The following is a 17,735-nucleotide window of genomic DNA, read 5'->3' as shown; positions in this document are numbered from 1 at the left end:
TCACCCGGTCCCATTCCGAACCCGGAAGTTAAGACCGCCATCGCCGAAAGTACTGCAGCGCAAGGCTGTGGGAGGATAGGACGTCGCGCTCGCGCAGGGCGCTCGGCGTATTCCGCCGAGACCCAGGGGCCCCGGAGCCGTAACAGGTTCCGGGGCCCTTTCGCGTTGGGGGGGGGCGGGCGAGCTGCGCGGGGCCGTCCGCCGCTCGAGGGGGAGCCTTATCCTTAACGGTTATTAGTATGCTAAACTTTGAAAAATGAATTAGATTCTCATGAAAGGCTGACGTCATGGCAAGAGCTAGCTCATTTCGCTTTCGGGTGCTTGTTGCTGCATTAGTATCCTGTCTTGTGGCGACCTTCCTGTTTTTGAGCGTTTCGTATCCGAGAGTTGCTTTTGCAGGGGATGACGGTAGCGTTGCTCTTCGCGAGAATGAATTTCTCGAAGAAAAGGCTAATGATTCACAGGAAAAGAGCGAGGGCGAAAAACCCGGCAGTTTATATGTGCCTGGCTGGAATGAACTTGACGGTATGAAATACTACGCCGATGACCAGGGGAAGCTTGTGAGCGGATGGCTCTCTGATCAGGGGAAGCGTTACTATTTGGATCCTACTAACGGTAATGTTGCAGCTTGTGGTTTTATTTTGCTCCAGAACGAAATCTATTATTTTAATAATGATGGCACGCTTTATGACAAAGGGTTGCTGTCGATAGAAGGCACATGGTATTACGCAGCCGCATCTGGCGAGATCGAAACTGGCTGGTTGAAACTGGGTGAAGCTTGGTATTATCTTGATCCGGCTCAAGGCGGCGCAATGCTTTCCGGGAGCTATCGAGTGGGGTCGACCCTTTATCACGCCCATCAAAACGGAGCTCTTCTTACGGGTAATGGCTGGGTGCGTACGGAAGGATCTTGGTATTACGCGACTCCGTCGGGTTCGCTTCGTACGGGTTGGCTTAAACAGGGCGGCTCCTGGTACTGGCTCGATCCCGAGTCCGGAGCGATGGCGACCGGCTGGTACCGGGACGGCGCCGCCTGGTACTACTCGGACGGCTCGGGGGCCATGCTGGCGAACCGCTGGCTCAAGCAGGGCGGGACGTGGTACTACCTGAACCCCTCGGGGGCCATGCGCACCGGATGGCTCCGCGACGGGGGCTCCTGGTACTGGCTCGACCGCACGTCCGGGGCCATGGCCACGGGGTTCGTGGACGACGGCGGAACGGCGTACTACTGCGACGGGTCCGGCCGCATGGCTGCGAACCGTTGGATCAACGAGAGCGGTGTATGGTATGCGCTGAGTAAGTCGGGCGCCGTTCGTACGGGTTGGTTCCAAGAGGGCTCCGCTCGCTATTGGCTCGATCCTCAGACAGGTGCGATGGCCGTTGGTGAGCGGACCATTGATGGTAGACAGTACTTTTTCTCGAGCAGCGGTGCAATGGTCAATAATGTGTGGGTATCGCTGGGAAACGGCGCCTGCGGCTTTATTGATGCGTCGGGTGAGGTTGCTCTTGTTGGGGAGTATGATGATCAAAATCGCATTGTTTGTCTAGATGGCCAAGCTGGTTGGCGCGCTGTCGGCGGAAAGCTTTTTTACTTTGATCCGGAAGATAAGGGCGTTCTGCGGACCGGATGGTTCGAAGTAGATGGACTGCATTATTATGCAGACGCTTCAGGCATTAAGCAAGTCGGCTGGGTTAGCGTTTCCGGGACTTGGTATTACTTGGATCCTTCGAATGGGGTCATGAAGACCGGTTGGATTTGCGTGGACGGCACTTGGTACTATCTCGAGTCTACGACTGGGGCAATGCAGACAGGATGGCTTCAGGAGAATGGGGAATGGTACTATCTGAAAAATAGTGGAGCCATGACGGCTAATTCCAGCGTGAGAATTTCTGATGGTACATATTGGTATATGAACGGGTCTGGTCGGCATGATCGTCAAGCAGGCATCGACATCATTATGCGTACGGCTCGATCTCTTCTAGGTGTTCCCTATGTGTGGCTTGGTGTATATCCGCAAGACGGAGGCATGGATTGCGCTTCGTTTACCTGGTACTTGTATAAGCAGCTGGGAATTGATATTGGGTTTGAAACGTATGATCAGATGCATAGTGGCGTAAGGGTGTTCGGCGATGCTCAGCCAGGAGATATCATTCTTATGTACTACGGCGCATGGCCGAACTATAATCCCATATTGCCTGAGCATGTTGTTTTGTATGCGGGGGGCGGTATGATTTACGAGGAGCCTACGTTTGGCGGGCGTTGCCAGTATGTATCGCTTGCGTCGAAAGGTGCTTCCACGACTACGGTGCAGAGGATCTTGTCGTAATAAAGTCCAAGGCCTCCCGCTTTTCCGGGCGGGAGGCCTTGGACTTGCGAATACTTCGTTTTGGTAGAGATGCGTCAAACGTTATGCGTCTTCGAGAAATAGTTTAGCGATACGTGTACACCTTGGTTCCAGTAGGGATGTTGTCGTAGATCCATTTTGCCTGATCGATTGGCAGTCGTATGCAACCATGAGAGCCCGGAACGCCCATAGTCCCTTCCATCCAGGTGAACGTGTTTTGATAGTACACTTCTGAATGAATAAGGTAATCGCCGTAGAACTGGGTCCACCAATAGCAAGTGAAGCCGCTGCCGAACGAATAGCCTTTTAGGCCGACGGTGTATTCTCCAAGAACCGTGGGAGTTGACGCCTTGCCAGGACTGCAGGGCCAAGACGATACTGAGGTCCAATTCCCCGCTGATCCCTTGAAAATGCCGAGCATGCAATTTGTCGTGTCAATCATGATTAGCCAAGGCGTGCTGCTATGGAATTGCTGGGCAAGATTCGTCATGCGCGCATCGGAGGAGACCCAAGCCCCGCTTGAGTCAAAGTAGTAGCTTACGTTTCCGATCGTTCGCCATCCAGTCGCCATCGCTCCGCTTGATTCGAGGTAATACCAGATATCTCCGAGCTTCAGCCAACCGGTTGCCATGGCGCCGGAATCGTGCAGGTAATACCAAGTGCCCCCCAGTTTCTGCCAACCCGTTTTCATTGCTCCGTCGGAGCCGAGTAGGAACCAGGTGCCATCGAGCTTCACCCAGCCGGTCTGCCGTACTCCTTGAGAATTCAGGTAGTACCAGGTATTGTCAAGCTTGAGCCACCCGGTTGCCATTTCGCCAGTGTCGGGATTCGCGTAGAAATAATGGCCTCCGATAACCTGCCAGCCAGAGAGGGGACTGCCGTCGGCGTTGACGAACGAGAACGCTCCCGACGAATTCTTGAGTTGCCGCCCTTCCAGGTAGCCTTGACTATTTGCGTATCGGCGTTCGTTCGCATCGATGCTTACCCAGCGATTCATGTACAATGCTCCATCGGCGTCAGAGAAGCATTGATTGTCTCCGACGCTGTACAGGCCTGTTTTTGCACGGTGCTGAGGACTTGCTGGATCAAAGTAATACCATTTGCCCGACAGGTATCCCCATCCTGTTGCAAGGGCGCCGTTGGCTTGGGCCCAGCACCAACCGCTTTTCGTGCTACCGAGCCAACGGTTCGCAGCCATGCGGCCGGACCCGTCGCAGTAGTACGCCGTTCCGCCGTCGTCCACGAACCCCGTGGCCATGGCCCCGGACGTGCGGTCGAGCCAGTACCAGGAGCCCCCGTCGCGGAGCCATCCGGTGCGCATGGCCCCCGAGGGGTTCAGGTAGTACCACGTCCCGCCCTGCTTGAGCCAGCGGTTCGCCAGCATGGCCCCCGAGCCGTCCGAGTAGTACCAGGCGGCGCCGTCCCGGTACCAGCCGGTCGCCATCGCTCCGGACTCGGGATCGAGCCAGTACCAGGAGCCCCCGTCGCGGAGCCATCCGGTTTTTGCGGCTCCGCTGGCTTCGAGCCAGTACCAAACTCCGCCGGAACGATGCCATCCGTTGCTCAGCATCCGTCCGCTAGGATCGGACAGGTAGGTGCGGTTGCCGTCCGAAAACGTCCCTGTTTTCATTTTTCCGGTTTCATCCAGGTAATACCAGCTGCCACCCGTTTTGACCCAGGAATTCTCGGTGGCATAGGGGCTTTTGTTGAACCAGTACCAAAAGCCTTCGTGGAGCACCCATCCAGACTGAGCGGTTTCCTTTCCGTCGAAGAAGGCGGTCAAGTGAGGGGAAGTGTCGCTCGCATGAAATGCCAGCCCCTTTTCCATGGGTTCTGAGGGGTCAGTGGGGGATTGAGCGGCTTGATCGTCGTCTTCGGCGTTGCCGTTCTTTTCATCATCTAAAGGATCATCTTTTTGGGAGGCGTTTTCGCCGCTGACTATGTTTGGCAGTGGCTGTTCGGAAATGCTTACTGGCTTGTCTATCTGCTTTTTACTATTCGAATCGTTTTCTTCAATTCGTTCGACGGTGTCATTCTGAAGTGAATCTTGTGTCGTGATAGCGGAGCGGTTTTCGGTATTTGCGTACGAGGGCTCGGCGAAAGAGATTATTGAAAGCAGAACCGCAGTGCCAAAAAGAACGACCAGCATACGAAAAATACCTGTTCGCATGAACTGCACTTCGGGTGGTGAAGAGGCGATTGCTCGTTTCATAATGACCTCCTTGCTTTGGCGCCAATGCAACTACTTATTTCATTAGAATTAGTTTAGCAGGTTTGAGCGCTGCACATGGTTGCATGGGCAGCGCGTTGCGTAAGATCGGTGAGAGATATAAGTCCGTTATGCAAGCTGTTCGGCGAATATGCGTAATGCAATGCCATGGAACCGCTTTTGCTCGATTGACTCTTGCTCGGTCAACTGGAGATCGGTATTGACTCGATATGCATGGCTGGATGCGTGATGTATGCGAAGTTCGGCAACGTCCAGTCGAAATATCATTCCGAGGCTATCTTCTTGTCGGGTGTTGTCGATGGGTCTGGTTTGCAGCAAAGGGATATCGGTTGGGTGATTTGTCGTACTCGAGAGGGGCGTGCGACGCGGCTTTTATTCAGCTGACCAAGATGTACCGTCTCCGAAATCAAGATATTTAGGTAGATGCGTGTGCCTGTCTTCTACAGATGGAAGTTGCTCCCAATTTCCATAAGTGGCTTCCAGGAACTTTTTCCACAGTGCGGGCGCAGGGAACTCGTGTTTCTCGAAGGGGAGCATGGTTGCGGGGAGCAGGTCGCTTCTTCTGAATCCGGGAACATTAGGCCATGGAAGAGAGAGGTACAGAGACGACGAATCTCCTTCCCCAAAAAGGATGGATCGTTCGAAGTTCTTTCGAATCGAGTTCGGGTTGCAGAGTTTCGATACAATGAGATGAGCGGTTTTGCACATGCCCCTCTCTGCTGCACCTAGCAATCCCTTGTGCGGTACAACGATTTTTCCAGTGTAATATAGGTAAAGAATCGATTGCCATATTCGGGCGTTACGAATTTGTTTTTTTCTGAGGTCAAGAGTGTTTTCGAGCCGGTCGTAGGGGAAAACATCAACGAAAATTCCCTGGTTGCATCCCGCTTCTATAGTTTCTTCGGTGTAGTATTTTGTCCCGTCTTTATAAACCTTGGCAAACATGGCGGCATAACCGGGGGTGTTGGACCCATCGTGGAAAGAAAAGCCTGCTGGAAGCCTGGTTTTTGCAAGGGATACGAAACGATCGTAGTCTTCGCGGATCATGCCGACGTCGATGTCGTCGTCCCAAGGGATGAAGCCTTGGTGGCGCGCTGCCCCAAGTGCTGTACCGCCGTCGAGAAACCATGCGATATCGTGCTGAAGGCAAAAGTCTTTTAGCACGAGCAGGATTTCAAGCTCGATACCCTGAAGTTTTTTCAATGCTTCTGAGTTGTCCATACTTGTCTCCTACGTGGTTTCTTTAGAGCGTTTCATGAAGTGCTTCTGCATTGCGCTCTTGCGCAGTGGAGCAGGCAAGAGATGTTAAGCGCGCTGTTTCGTTCCAAGAGAATTTATCTATTACCAGCTTGTTGATGCTTTCTCCCATGGCGCGGCACCGAGCGCGATTTCGGTTGAGATCGCGTATTGCGTCGGCAATCGTTTTACCGTCTGCTGAAGGGAGTATTACGCCGAATGCATCGCTTGGTACAAGCTCCTGCACGCCTCCTACATTGGTGACAAGGGGCGCCGCCTTGCAGGCTGCTGCTTCTAATAGAGAGGTTGAGAATCCTTCCGAGCGCGAGGGTAGGCAGAATATATCGGACTCTTTAAGCAGAGCCGATATATCCCGTGCTTCCAGACGTCCAAGGAAGGTTACGTTTGAGAGTGGTTCTTTCGTTAGGGTTTCTTTAAGAGGGCCTTCTCCTGCAACGAAGAAATGAATCAAAGGTTCGTCAACTAGCATGCGTGCTGCTTCTGCGAGTGCGGGTATGCCCTTTTCCGGGATCAACCTTCCGGTAAAGGCTACGGCAAATGCATTGTTCGACAAATTGGCCTCACGTCGGAATGATCGATGCGAGGCGCTTTCCGCAAAAGCTAGCGCATCAATGGAATTGTTGAGCACGCCGCATGCTTCGATGCCAAAATGCCGGAGCCATTCAATACCCGCTTGGGAAACGGCGTAGTAGTCGGCAGAATGGCGCTTTACCAACTCGGTGACAGCGTGTTCAACGATGGCAACAAAGGGATCGACTATCTTGTTACCCATGGTTAGGTGAGCGGATCCATGATCTACGATGATTGGTCGGATGCCCTTAAGCTCAGCTAACTTTACTCCTTCGAGACTGTGACGGTAGAAGCGAGTGTTGATGGTTATGTAGTCGATGCTTTGCTCGAGGAGATAGTTCGCGAGCTTTCGATAGGTGCTGTTATGACGCGTGATTGGATATCTCCCATTGAGGAACTTGTAGCAGGGCAGGCGAACTATTTCGATTTCTTGCTCAAGGAGCTCTGTATTGGGGAGATCGTGCACGTTCGAAGTAACGATGATCACGCGGTTCCCTTGTTCGGACAGTGCGCGAGCGAGATGCTGGGTGTATTTTTCTACCCCTCCGACGTGTGGAAGGTAGTGGGCGGAAAATATGCAGAAGGTTTTCTTCATGATCCGAATAGCTTCTTCGTATGTTGGCTTAGGATGCGTCAGTGTCGGAAGGGTTTCGCGGGCTTTCGTCTTTATTATTGAGTTCCTTTATTAACAATGCTTGCTCTTGCACGAGGTTCTTGATCATGCCTGCCTGTTTGCTTGCAATCGAACTGAGCGAAAGTGAAATGGCCAGCAGGAAAAACAACCCAATAAAGAAGATGAAATTGGAGGGCGTTTCGAAGCCTAGCAGGGCTGAGATTTGGTACAGAGGCAGCGGGAACAAAGCGCATAGTAAAATAGCAATCGTGAGCGCCATCCAGAGCAAAGAGTATTTGAGGAGTAGCTTTTCTCGTGCAACGAGGTGGATGACGTATGCAAAAAAGGCAATGCACAAGATGATTGCAACGACCTGAAGAACAAACACGAAACCCTCTCCCTTTATGATCGTGCACGCTTGTGCGAAAAGCTGACAATTGAGATAGCAAGTGAAACTTTGATCATGTAGTACAGGCTGGAAAGTCCTCTGATGGATGATTTCCCGCCTTGACGTTCGTGCATGATGACGGAGGCTTCGTCGACGGACAATCCTGACTTGATCGCGAGCATGATTGACTCAGGTTCCGGATAGTCGGTTGGATAGTTTTCGCAAAACAGCGTCAGGGCTTTTCTGCTTGAAGCCCGAAAGCCTGACGTAGGGTCGGTTATGCGCCTGCCGGAGAACAGCCTTATCCAAAAAGACAACCAAACAATGCCCAACCTTCTAAGGGCGGTCGATTGGAAGCCGTCAGTGTCGTTCACAAAGCGGGATCCGATAGCTAGGTCAGATCCCGCTTCGACGAGGCTGACGAGATGCGAAATGAAGGCGGCATCGTGCTGTCCGTCGCCGTCGAATTGAATATCTACGTCATAGCCATTACGCAGTGCGTATTTATGGCCTGCCTGGACGCAGCCGCCTATGCCGAGGTTTTGGGGGAGGTTCAGGATATTGAATCCATTTGCTTCGCATATGGATTTGGTTTCGTCCGTCGACCCGTCGTTGACGACGATATAGTCGTATCCTGCGGCAATTACATCGCCTACGACCGAGGCAATGCTCTCTTGCTCGTTGTACGCGGGGATGATTACCAGAGCTTTCAGGTGCTGCTTGTTCAAATGTGTATCTGAGGTATTCATGCTTTGAAGTATACCGTGTCGGAACGATAAGGGGTAGCAAAGTGGCGAAGCTGGCGAAAAACACGTTAAGTCCTTGAGGGTTTTCGACGAAGCCCGAAGGACGATCCGGTGTTTTTTGCCCTTCCCTTTTTGCTAAGCGATGTGAGCGTATTTGGATTATACGGACGCCTTATTGAATAAAGCGGTGACGTTGGCTATCATTCATGTAATGGAAGACATCTGCATATTTACCCCTACTTATAATCGGGCTTACATGCTGGAGGCTTTGTTCGAAAGCTTGAAAGCCCAGACCTCCCAGCGGTTTTACTGGCTCATTGTCGATGACGGGTCCACCGATGAGACGCGTTCTTTGGTGGAGCGGTTTTCTTCCGAATCTTCGTTTAGGGTGGTGTACGTCAAGCGGGAGAACGGCGGAAAGCAGCGGGCGCATAACACCGGGGTAGAGTGTTGCGAGAGCGAATTGTTCTTTTGTGTAGACTCCGACGATGTGCTTGTGCCGTGCGCAGTTGAAGTGATTCTGGATGCATGGGAGGTCTATCGAGCGAATACTTCGGTCGCTGGGCTTGTGGGACTATGTGGTCGTGATGAGAATACTCCGCTTGGCACGCGCATGCCACAAGGTGAACGGACTATCACTTTTTGGAATCTGTACTACAAGAAGGGGCATAGAGGGGATTCAGCACTCGTTTATCGTACCGAGATCCTGCGGCGCTACCCGTTTTTCGTTGCGGAAGGCGAGAAGTTCATGGCGGAGCCGTATGTATATCACCAGATAGATCTCGAATATATACTCGGAGTGGTTGATTCAGTGTTCATCGTTCGGGAGTATCTTGAAGATGGCTATACTCATAACGTTCGGGAAATCACGAAGCGGAATCCTATCGGATACCGGATTCTTAAGCGCATGTATATCGAATATTCAGATACCTTGTACCTAAAATTCTATAATTCCATCCTTTATTTGGTTGGATGTAAGCTAAGCGGCATGAAAAGCGGCGTAAAAAATGCTCCCAATCCCATCATTGCTGCATTCGCCTATCTGCCGGCGGTTTTGCTGTGCAAGACCGTGTATCGTTGAGCAAGGAGCAGTCTATGCGAGAGATTACTCTCGATGGGGCGAAATGGCTCAAATTCGAAATTACGATGGAAATCGATGCTCTCTGTCGAAAGCGTGATTCGGTATCTTGCCTTGATGCCGGGATGTTGTTTGGCGTCGTGTCGCGCAAGGAATCCAAGAGTGAACGCGAGTGGCTAACGTCGTATTGGGGTGAGCCTGCAACTCCCCTCTTTTTTAGGGTCGCCGATGAGAACATGGTCGTGCCTGGAAAACGCATTGGTTCGTGTTGTAGCTTCGATTCGCGGGCTTATGCTTTCTTTTTGGGCCGTAGGGCTAATTCGACCGTCGCTTTTGGGGATTGCACGGGGTCTTTCCCCTTAGCATGCAGATCTATTTCACTTTTGCCGCACTTATTAGAGAGGCGACGGATCGCATGAGCAGTGATTGGCGTGAAAGTCGGTCGATGGCCGAGAATGGGGTGGAGCCCCTGTCCATCAGGCAGAACATGCTGTGGAATTCCGGTGGGTCGATTACCTATCTGGCTTGCCAATGGCTCATTACCATTTTGGTGGTTCGCCTGTCAGACGGATACGAGGCTGCAGGTACCCTCTCTCTCGCGATGTCGGTGTACAATATATTTTCACCTCTTGCTATCTACCGCATGTACACTTACCAAGTATCCGATGTGAAGCGCGAGAATTCCGTCGGAGAGTATCTTGCCTTCCGTGCTATTACGTCTTCGGCAGCTTTGCTCGGATGCCTCGTCTATGCTGCATTGACCTGCCCGACGTCGAGCCTTCTTGCTGTTGTGCTGTATGCGGTATACAAGGTTGCGGGGCTTTTGATTGACGTGCTCCACGGTCTCGACCAAGTGAACAGACGTATGGATTACATCGGGAAGTCCCTTATCATCCAGGGCCTTTTCACTCTTGCGGCATTTTGCTCGGTGTTTGTAGCTACGTCGAGTCTCGAGCTTGCGCTTGTTTCGATGACGGTTGTCACAGTGCTGGTGGGCGTGCTGTATGATTACCCTCGCTCGAGTCGGTTCGAGTCGATGAAGGTTGGGATCTCGCGAGAAAAAGCCCTGCACCTGCTCAGGTATTGCTTTCCTATTGTGATAGCTGCCGTGGCTTGTGCGGCTGTTCCTTCGATTCCGCGTCAGTTCTTGTCATTTTCGCAGGGCGAGGCAGCGCTGGGCATTTATGCTTCGGTTGCCGCCCCTGTTGCTATTATCCAGATGGGCGCGAGTTATATCTACAGTCCTTTGCTTAGCGTTTTCTCCGAACAGTACGCCGAAAAGAGGGCTAAGGATTTGACTGTCACATTTTGCAAGGTTGTGCTTGGCGTTGCGGCGATCGGAGTTGTCTGTGCCGTCGGTTTCGAGTTTTTGGGCCCCTGGCTTCTGACGCTTATCTTCGGTCAGAGCATCGAGCCGTACACGTACTTGCTGATCCCTATCATCATGAGCGCTATTGTCTCGGCTTACGTATGGTTTTTTAACGATTTGCTCGTCGCTCTTCGGTGTTTTAAGGGGAGCTTTGTCGGAAATACTCTATCTGCGGTCGTCGCGCTGCCGGTCACGTTTTTTTTCGTGAACGCATTTGGCATGAATGGCGTGAGCTTTACCATGATTGTGTCCTATGGAATAGGTGCCGTGGTCATGGCGTTGTATTTGATTGCGTTGGTGAGGCGTGGCTTGAGGGAAGGGTCTTTCTAGCGGGTAGTTTCAAACTTACGACAGTGCTCGATTCTTGCTTACCTTATTGGAGGATATGCAGGTTAGTTAGTGGTTTGTTAAAAGTTTGTTTGGTGGCGGTAGCTAACGTTTAGTATGAGAGAATGGCACTTTGCTGGAGCTGGTAGCAATTCCTTTTTTTTGGCGGAGATGCTCTTGGTTGAAAGGGCGTGCCGGGAGTACGCAGGGTTTTCTAGAGGCGAGGATGATGGCTAAAGTGCTGATGCGTTTTGTTCAGATGCATAAGACCGATATGCTGCTTGGTGGAGTTATCGTTGCGTTGGCGGTTCATGCCTTGTACTGCTTTTCTTTCAGCGACTCTCGTATTGCCCTTGCGTTTGCGATTGTCTCAGCTGGGTTGGTTTGTGTCGTATATTCGGCTTCTCAGATTCTACGTTCCAAAGGTAAGCTCAAGGTTGAAACGCTTTTTCTGCTGAGCATAATATGCTGCGGGTTGTTGTACTCGCTTGTATTTGCGCCTGGCACGGTTCCCGATGAGAGTTATCATTTTCAGGCTTCGTACAAAATGGCAGACCAGCTTCTGTTTTTGGGCCCTACTTCGGATAATCTTCCGATGAGGGCAGATGACGCCCAGCTCCTTCGGGCCATGGATGAGTCTCAAACGGTGGGGTATGAGAAGTACGACATGATGGCACGTAACTTTGTCCTGTTTGCTGGACAGGTTGATTATGTCTCCTTCACCCCCAGGTCGGTTTTTGACTGGGGTGCGAATCCTCCTTACATCAAGTTGCCGTCAGCTTTGGGGATCGTGTTAGCTAGCTTGCTTAATCTTGGAAGCTATCCGTTGTTTTATCTGGGTCGCTTTTTCAATATGATGATGTTTGCTTTATTGGCATACTGTGCAGTTCGTATCACGCCTGTTGGAAAAAACACGATGATGGTTGTGGGCTTGCTGCCGATGACGCTGCATGTAGTGTCATCATATTCATACGATGCTGGCATCATAGGGCTGGCATTTTTGCTTACGGCGTTGTGCTTCAGGGCTTTGTACGGCGAAGGTCAGATGAAGCGCCATGATAAAGTGGGCCTTGTCATTGTGGCCGCCCTTTTGGCTCCTTGTAAGGTTGTGTACACGGTTATCGCTTTACTGGTATTGTTTATCCCTAATAAGCGCTTTGCTTCGAGGCGCTCTGCATTGCTGTACAAGTCGATCGTGATAGCCTGCTCACTTGTCGCGGTTTTGGGTACGCGGATGGCTACGCTTCTTCAGATGGCTGATGTGGGATCTTCCGTTTCGGCCGGGCTGGATGTTCGAGGGGAAGAGCAAGGGACATTCTATAGTCTCTCTGGCATGTTGTCCGATCCTCTCGATGCCGTTCTTCTTTATTTGAGAACTTTTGATGCCATGGGCCCCTTTTATTTGGACACTCTGGTAGGTGGCTCTCTAGGGTGGTTTCAGCCCGAAATCCACGCTCCGTTGTTCATTACTCTGCCACTATTTTTTGCGCTACTCGTTTCCGCCCAAAGGAGCGAAGATGATCGTGCGTTGGTTCCGGGGGTCCATCGCGTCGTTTTCGCGGTCCTCGCTATAGCCGGTTGGCTGGCTGTGATGTTGTCGATGACGGTTGGATGGACGTTTGTAAGCGAGAGGGTTATTCAAGGTGTTCAGGGTCGATACTTCCTTCCCCTGCTCCCGATGGCTCTCGTTGCGGCTAGAAGCCGGCACGTGTCAATAGATGTCCCGACTGGCTTTCTTTTTGTGTATGGTTTGCTCGCGCTGAACATCGCTTACATGGCTCGAGTGTTCTCTATCGCTGTCGGGGTTTGATGGCTTTTGCTTCTCGGATATCGATGGCGACGTTGAAAGGTGATTGTCGGTGGGAAAAATCGAAAAAGTAAAAACCCTTGCCAGGCTTTCCGTGAAGCAGCCAAAGAGCGTTGTCAAGGCTCTGGGGTATTTGGGCAAATATGGTTTTGTGGGACTTCGGGAGCGTTTGTACCAGGAAGTTGTTCTTGAGGACGAGTCAATTCCGCTTGTTTTTGGCGAGCCGGGTAGCGCGGGCGGCGGTATCAAGTTCTCTGTTCTTATGCCTACTTACAATGTTGACGTACGCTGGCTCTCGAAAGCTGTGAAATCGGTAGAACAGCAGGTGTACGGCAATTGGGAGCTTTGCATTGTCGACGATTGCTCTACTGACGATTCCGTGATGTCTTACCTTCGTTCGGTTGAAAGCGACAGAGTGAAGGTAATGCGGCTCGATCGCAATGGTGGTATATCGAATGCTACGAATGCTGCAGCACGAATGGCTGACGGCGATTACATGGTGCTGCTCGATAATGATGATCTTCTTGCTCCGAACGCTTTGCTGGAGTTCTATCTTCGCCTATCGACTACGCAGGCGGATGTTGTCTATAGCGACAATGATGTCGTGGACGAGAATGGCACGAGGCTCGCCGTGCTGCACAAGCCTGACTGGTCGCCTGATCTGTTGTTGTCGCAGATGTATGTTGGGCATTTGCTTGGGTTTAAGCGATCTTTGTTCGAGGAGGTCGGAGGGTTTCGCCCGGAATTCGACGGAAGCCAGGATTACGACCTGCTCCTACGTCTTGTCGAGCGCTCGAGTCGGATAGAGCATATTTCCGAGATCCTTTATTCGTGGCGGGCATTGCCTACGTCTACCGCTGCTAACCCAGATTCGAAACCGTATGCGCAGACGGCAGGCCTTCATGCTGTTCAGAGTCATTTGGATAGGACGTTGGGGGAGGGTAAAGCCTGTGCATGCGAAACCGATTCGCTATATGTGTACGACGTGCGTTACGAATTGCGCGACAAGCCAAAAGTCTCCATTATTATCCCTACGAAGGATCATGTCGATGATCTGAGGGCTGCGATCGAGAGTGTTTTCGATAAAACAGAGTATCCTTCGTATGAAATACTGATTCTCGACAATAATTCGGAATTATCGGAGACAAAGGCATACCTTCGTTCGCTCGAACAGGAATTCGGCAACGTTTCGGTCATTGATGCTTCGTATCGATTCAATTGGTCGAAGTTGAACAATCAGGGGATTGAAGAAGCGAGCGGAGATGTTTTTGTCTGTTTGAACAACGATGTGGTAATTAGATCTGCGGACTGGCTCGACCGGTTGGTCGAGAATTGCATCCGCGAAGACATCGGGGTAGTCGGGGGTCTTTTGCTTTATCCTGATGAAACCATTCAACATGCGGGTGTTGTTGTGGGAATGGGCGGCTGGGCTGATCATGTGTACAAGGGTGCAGCTCCCGTTCATTGCGGTAATCCGTTCATTTCGCCCATGGTAGCACGCAATGTTTCGGCTGTGACAGGTGCTTGCATGGCGTTTTCAAGGGATACCTGGGAGCGCATCGGGGGCTTCAATGAAGACTTTGTCGTTTGCGGAAGCGACGTGGATTTGTGTCTTCGCGCGGAGCGCAATGGTCTTCGAAACCTGTACCTTCCCGGCGTGGTTCTGACTCATTACGAGTCGAAAACTCGTGACCCGAAGGATATTCCGGAAGTCGATTTCAGCTTATCGAAAGCTATGTATCGTAGATATGTTGCTGCGGGCGATCCGTATTACAATTCAAACTTGGACTACGGCTCGTGCATTCCGAAGGTGGTGTCGCGTAGGGAGAAACTGCGTCGTGCGGCGCTCGATTGTTATTCGACGGACATCCTCGAAACGCGTGCTATGAACTTTAGAAGAGTGTCGAGTGATCGTCCTCGTATAAACCTGCTCGTCCCCTCGATTAATGCAGAGGACGTGTATGGCGGTATTGCGACGGCGCTCAGTTTCTTTGATCGTCTGGTGGCGGAAACGGGGGTGGACGCTCGCATCCTTGTGATTGACAGCGAACCGCGCATGGAGTCGCTTTCTCGTTTTCCTGGGTACGAGTTCGTTTCAATGGATGAGGAAAGCGATGCGCGATTACAGATTGTGCCCATAGGAAGAAGAAATGGCAAAACAATGCCCGCTTCTCCTAAGGACTGGTTCGTGTGTACTTCTTGGTGGTCTGCATATTGCTATCAGGATGAATGTGAGCGACTCAAGAAGCAGGATGGGTGTTTTCTTGAGAATCCGATGATATATCTTATCCAAGATTACGAACCTGGATTCTACGCCTGGTCGTCGCGTTACTTGCTTGCCGAATCGACGTATAGGAGCCCTGTTCCCACTGTCGCGGTTTTTAACTCACGGGAGTTGAAGGGCCATTTCGATTCTCTTGGATATGAGTTTAAGCACTCGTTTGTTTTTGATCCGTTCTTGAATGGATCGCTTCTTGAGCGATTGGACCAGCTTGGCGGAAAAGTAGGGAAGCGTCGTCAGATCATGGTGTACGGACGTCCCGGAACTGACAGAAATGCTTTCGAGCTTGTCGTAGAATCCCTCCGTCGTTGGATCGATCTCCAAGAGGACCATGGTTTATGGGAGATTGTTTCCGCCGGGGAACAGCATGCCCCGGTTTATTTGGGGCATGGTCGCTACCTGACCTCGGTTGGAAAGCTGACCATCGAGGAATATGCTCAGCTGTTGGCTGAATCATACGCGGGCATTTCTCTTATGGTGTCGCCGCACCCGAGCTATCCGCCGCTCGAGATGGCGGCATTTGGTGTGCGTGTGATTACGAATGAGTATTCCGGAAAAGATCTGTCGGACTTTGGTGAGAGCGTGGTTTCTCTGGCTCGTTCCACTCCTGGTGAAATAGCTGCTTCGCTGCAGGAGGTGTGTAGCTCGTTCGAACGCGAAGTGCCCTGTGGTCGCGTTCGTCCGGGGTACCTGACAAATCGCGATCTTTTTCCGTTCATTCAAGAGATTAAGAAGCTTATAGACGAGAACTAAGGGGCTTGTCGGGTTCGCGTGGGCGTCTGGATTAAGCAGTGGTTCGGTATAGGTTGGCTTGTGGGCAAATCGGTGGAGAAAATAGGCGACGCTTGCTGAAACGGTATACTAGATGTGTTTTCGATTGAAAGAGGTTTGGTCATGAAAGGCATCATACTCGCAGGCGGGTCGGGCACGCGCCTGTACCCGCTGACCACGGTCACGAGCAAGCAGCTTCTGCCCGTGTACGACAAGCCGATGATCTACTACCCGCTGTCGGTGCTCATGATGGCGGGCATCCGCGAGATCCTGATCATCTCGACGCCCCAGGACCTGCCCAACTTCGAGCGCCTGCTCAAGGACGGGTCGGGCTACGGCGTGAGCCTGTCCTACGCCGAGCAGCCCTCGCCCGACGGCTTGGCGCAGGCGTTCGTCATCGGCGAGGAGTTCGTCGGCGGCGACAGCTGCGCGCTCGTCCTGGGCGACAACATCTTCTACGGCAACGGCCTGGGCCGCCATCTGCGCGCCGCGGTCGAGCGCGCCGAGACCACGGGCGGCGCCACCGTGTTCGGCTACCACGTGGACGACCCCGAGCGCTTCGGCGTGGTGGAGTTCGACGAGGGCTTCAACGCCGTCTCCATCGAGGAGAAGCCCGAGAACCCCAAGTCGAACTACGCGGTGACGGGCCTGTACTTCTACGACTCCCGCGTGTGCGAGCTGGCCAAGAAGGTCGAGCCGAGCGAGCGCGGCGAGCTGGAGATCACCACGCTCAACCAGATGTACCTCGCCGACGGCTCCCTCAGCGTGGTCACGCTCGGGCGCGGCTACGCGTGGCTGGACACGGGGACCATGGAGAGCCTGTTCGAGGCTTCCGAGTTCGTGCGCGCCGTCGAGCGCTCCCAGGGCCTGTCGGTGTCGGTGGTGGAGGAGATCGCCTACCAGAACGGCTGGATCGACCGGGAGCGGCTTCTGGACGCCGCCGCGAAGTACGGCAAGTCCGTCTACGGCCAGCATCTGAGGAAGGTCGCCGAGGGGAAGATCGTCCCGCACAAGGAGGCGATGTAGGCATGAGGATTCTCGTGACCGGAGGCAGCGGCCAGCTAGGCAACGAGATAAGGCGCTGCCTGGAGACTATGGGCGCCGAGATCGGCCCGATCCCGGAGGCGTACGCGGGAGCGAGCGCGGAGTACGTCGACTACGACGCCCTCGACGTGTCGGACGGGGCCGCCGTGGCCGCCTGGTTCTCCGAGCGCGGGCCTTACGACCTGGTTGTCAACTGCGCGGCCGTCACGAACGTGGACGGCTGCGAGAAGAACGAGGCGGGCGCCTACCGCGTGAACGCCCATGGAGCGGAGCACCTTGCGCGCGCGTGCGAAGCCTGCGGGGCGAAACTCGTGCACGTGTCGACGGACTACGTGTTCCCCGGCGACGACCCCGAGCCGCGCGAGGAAGGCGATCCGGTGGGACCCATCAGCGCTTACGGGCGCACGAAGTGGGCGGGGGAGGTTCTGGCGACCGACGCCTGCAGCCGCGCGTTCGTGGTCCGCACCGCCTGGCTCTACGGATACGTCGGCGGCAACTTCGCGAAGACCATGATGCGCCTCGCGCGCGAGCGCGGCAGGATCAGCGTCGTGGCCGACCAGCTCGGGAACCCGACTTCCGCCAACGACCTGGCGTACGAGATCCTGCGTATCGCCCAGACCGAGAATTACGGCACGTATCACTGCACGAACGAGGGCACCTGCTCATGGTTCGATTTCGCGTGTGCGGTGGTGGACGGCGCCGGCATCCCGTGCGAGAAGGAGGGGCTGACGTCTTCCGAGTACAAGGAGCGCTTCCCCCAGAGCGCGGATCGTCCTGCGTACTCGAGCTTGCGCAACAAGCGCCTGGAGGACACGATCGGAAACGATATGCGTCCGTGGCGCGAGGCGCTCGCGACTTATCTGGAACGATTGCTTCGGATAGGGGGATGACCTTCCTTTGTCGTCTCTT

General features: G+C 53.2%; 12 protein-coding genes and 1 rRNA gene. 8 read left to right on the top strand and 5 right to left on the bottom strand.

The window, feature by feature from the left end; translation table 11 throughout:
• Both rrf and ACTQZK_RS08815 read left to right on the top strand, forming a co-directional pair.
• Window positions 1-92, top strand: a 5S ribosomal RNA gene (gene rrf, locus ACTQZK_RS08820); the annotation flags it as partial.
• 195 nt (window positions 93-287) lie between these two features.
• The gene (locus tag ACTQZK_RS08815; protein WP_441899387.1) at window positions 288-2,327 is read left to right on the top strand and encodes an NlpC/P60 family protein; all 2,040 of its coding nucleotides are present in this window, start codon (window positions 288-290) and stop codon (window positions 2,325-2,327) included.
• Between the two features lie 103 nt (window positions 2,328-2,430).
• Here ACTQZK_RS08815 and ACTQZK_RS08810 read toward each other — a convergent pair whose 3' ends face one another.
• From ACTQZK_RS08810 to ACTQZK_RS08790, 5 genes are all read right to left on the bottom strand, one after another.
• Window positions 2,431-4,557 carry a L,D-transpeptidase family protein gene (locus ACTQZK_RS08810; protein ID WP_225748874.1) on the bottom strand — a complete coding sequence of 709 codons (2,127 nt, stop codon included), beginning with the start codon at window positions 4,555-4,557 and terminating at the stop codon, window positions 2,431-2,433.
• 390 nt (window positions 4,558-4,947) lie between these two features.
• The gene (locus ACTQZK_RS08805) at window positions 4,948-5,796 is read right to left on the bottom strand and encodes a LicD family protein (RefSeq protein ID WP_114567733.1); all 849 of its coding nucleotides are present in this window, start codon (window positions 5,794-5,796) and stop codon (window positions 4,948-4,950) included.
• A 22-nt stretch (window positions 5,797-5,818) separates the two neighbouring features.
• Window positions 5,819-6,997, bottom strand: a complete 1,179-nt coding sequence (locus ACTQZK_RS08800; protein ID WP_225748875.1) for a glycosyltransferase family 4 protein — start codon at window positions 6,995-6,997, stop codon at window positions 5,819-5,821.
• Window positions 6,998-7,025: 28 nt separating this feature from the next.
• A complete protein-coding gene (locus tag ACTQZK_RS08795) occupies window positions 7,026-7,403 on the bottom strand; it encodes a DUF2304 domain-containing protein (protein ID WP_114567735.1) in 378 nt (125 codons plus the stop codon).
• 14 nt (window positions 7,404-7,417) lie between these two features.
• Window positions 7,418-8,152 (bottom strand): glycosyltransferase family 2 protein, encoded by a 735-nt coding sequence (locus tag ACTQZK_RS08790; RefSeq protein ID WP_114567736.1) that lies wholly within the window; start codon window positions 8,150-8,152, stop codon window positions 7,418-7,420.
• A gap of 172 nt (window positions 8,153-8,324) precedes the next feature.
• Between ACTQZK_RS08790 and ACTQZK_RS08785 the strand changes: the two genes are divergently transcribed.
• The 6 genes from ACTQZK_RS08785 to rfbD all read left to right on the top strand — a co-directional run bounded on the left by ACTQZK_RS08785 (window position 8,325) and on the right by rfbD (window position 17,716).
• Window positions 8,325-9,230 carry a glycosyltransferase family 2 protein gene (locus ACTQZK_RS08785; RefSeq protein WP_441899383.1) on the top strand — a complete coding sequence of 302 codons (906 nt, stop codon included), beginning with the start codon at window positions 8,325-8,327 and terminating at the stop codon, window positions 9,228-9,230.
• A 361-nt stretch (window positions 9,231-9,591) separates the two neighbouring features.
• On the top strand, window positions 9,592-10,926 hold the full coding sequence (locus tag ACTQZK_RS08780; protein WP_225748877.1) for a lipopolysaccharide biosynthesis protein: 1,335 nt from the start codon (window positions 9,592-9,594) through the stop codon (window positions 10,924-10,926).
• A gap of 226 nt (window positions 10,927-11,152) precedes the next feature.
• Window positions 11,153-12,733 (top strand): DUF2142 domain-containing protein, encoded by a 1,581-nt coding sequence (locus tag ACTQZK_RS08775; protein WP_258552740.1) that lies wholly within the window; start codon window positions 11,153-11,155, stop codon window positions 12,731-12,733.
• Between the two features lie 49 nt (window positions 12,734-12,782).
• The gene (locus ACTQZK_RS08770) at window positions 12,783-15,764 is read left to right on the top strand and encodes a rhamnosyltransferase WsaF family glycosyltransferase (protein ID WP_441899381.1); all 2,982 of its coding nucleotides are present in this window, start codon (window positions 12,783-12,785) and stop codon (window positions 15,762-15,764) included.
• A gap of 141 nt (window positions 15,765-15,905) precedes the next feature.
• Window positions 15,906-16,808: a glucose-1-phosphate thymidylyltransferase RfbA gene (gene rfbA, locus ACTQZK_RS08765; protein ID WP_441899379.1), complete on the top strand. Its 903-nt coding sequence runs from the start codon at window positions 15,906-15,908 to the stop codon at window positions 16,806-16,808.
• 2 nt (window positions 16,809-16,810) lie between these two features.
• The gene (rfbD, locus tag ACTQZK_RS08760) at window positions 16,811-17,716 is read left to right on the top strand and encodes a dTDP-4-dehydrorhamnose reductase (protein WP_114567739.1); all 906 of its coding nucleotides are present in this window, start codon (window positions 16,811-16,813) and stop codon (window positions 17,714-17,716) included.
• Window positions 17,717-17,735: the final 19 nt, after the last annotated feature.

The sequence above is a fragment of the Paraeggerthella sp. LCP19S3_G8 genome, assembly GCF_052119225.1.
In the GTDB taxonomy this organism is placed as follows: domain Bacteria; phylum Actinomycetota; class Coriobacteriia; order Coriobacteriales; family Eggerthellaceae; genus Paraeggerthella; species Paraeggerthella hominis.
Note: the sequence above shows the minus strand (reverse complement) of the source record. Positions and strands in the feature narration are given on the sequence as shown.

What these genes read in the sequence shown, in the direction of transcription:
- rfbD (WP_114567739.1), top strand. Translation starts at nt 16,811, where the DNA reads ATGAGGATTCTCGTGACCGGAGGCAGCGGCCAGCTAGGCAACGAGATA.
- ACTQZK_RS08780 (WP_225748877.1), top strand. Translation starts at nt 9,592, where the DNA reads ATGCAGATCTATTTCACTTTTGCCGCACTTATTAGAGAGGCGACGGAT.
- ACTQZK_RS08790 (WP_114567736.1), bottom strand. Translation starts at nt 8,152, where the DNA reads ATGAATACCTCAGATACACATTTGAACAAGCAGCACCTGAAAGCTCTG.
- ACTQZK_RS08800 (WP_225748875.1), bottom strand. Translation starts at nt 6,997, where the DNA reads ATGAAGAAAACCTTCTGCATATTTTCCGCCCACTACCTTCCACACGTC.
- ACTQZK_RS08775 (WP_258552740.1), top strand. Translation starts at nt 11,153, where the DNA reads ATGGCTAAAGTGCTGATGCGTTTTGTTCAGATGCATAAGACCGATATG.
- ACTQZK_RS08805 (WP_114567733.1), bottom strand. Translation starts at nt 5,796, where the DNA reads ATGGACAACTCAGAAGCATTGAAAAAACTTCAGGGTATCGAGCTTGAA.
- ACTQZK_RS08815 (WP_441899387.1), top strand. Translation starts at nt 288, where the DNA reads ATGGCAAGAGCTAGCTCATTTCGCTTTCGGGTGCTTGTTGCTGCATTA.
- rfbA (WP_441899379.1), top strand. Translation starts at nt 15,906, where the DNA reads ATGAAAGGCATCATACTCGCAGGCGGGTCGGGCACGCGCCTGTACCCG.
- ACTQZK_RS08810 (WP_225748874.1), bottom strand. Translation starts at nt 4,557, where the DNA reads ATGAAACGAGCAATCGCCTCTTCACCACCCGAAGTGCAGTTCATGCGA.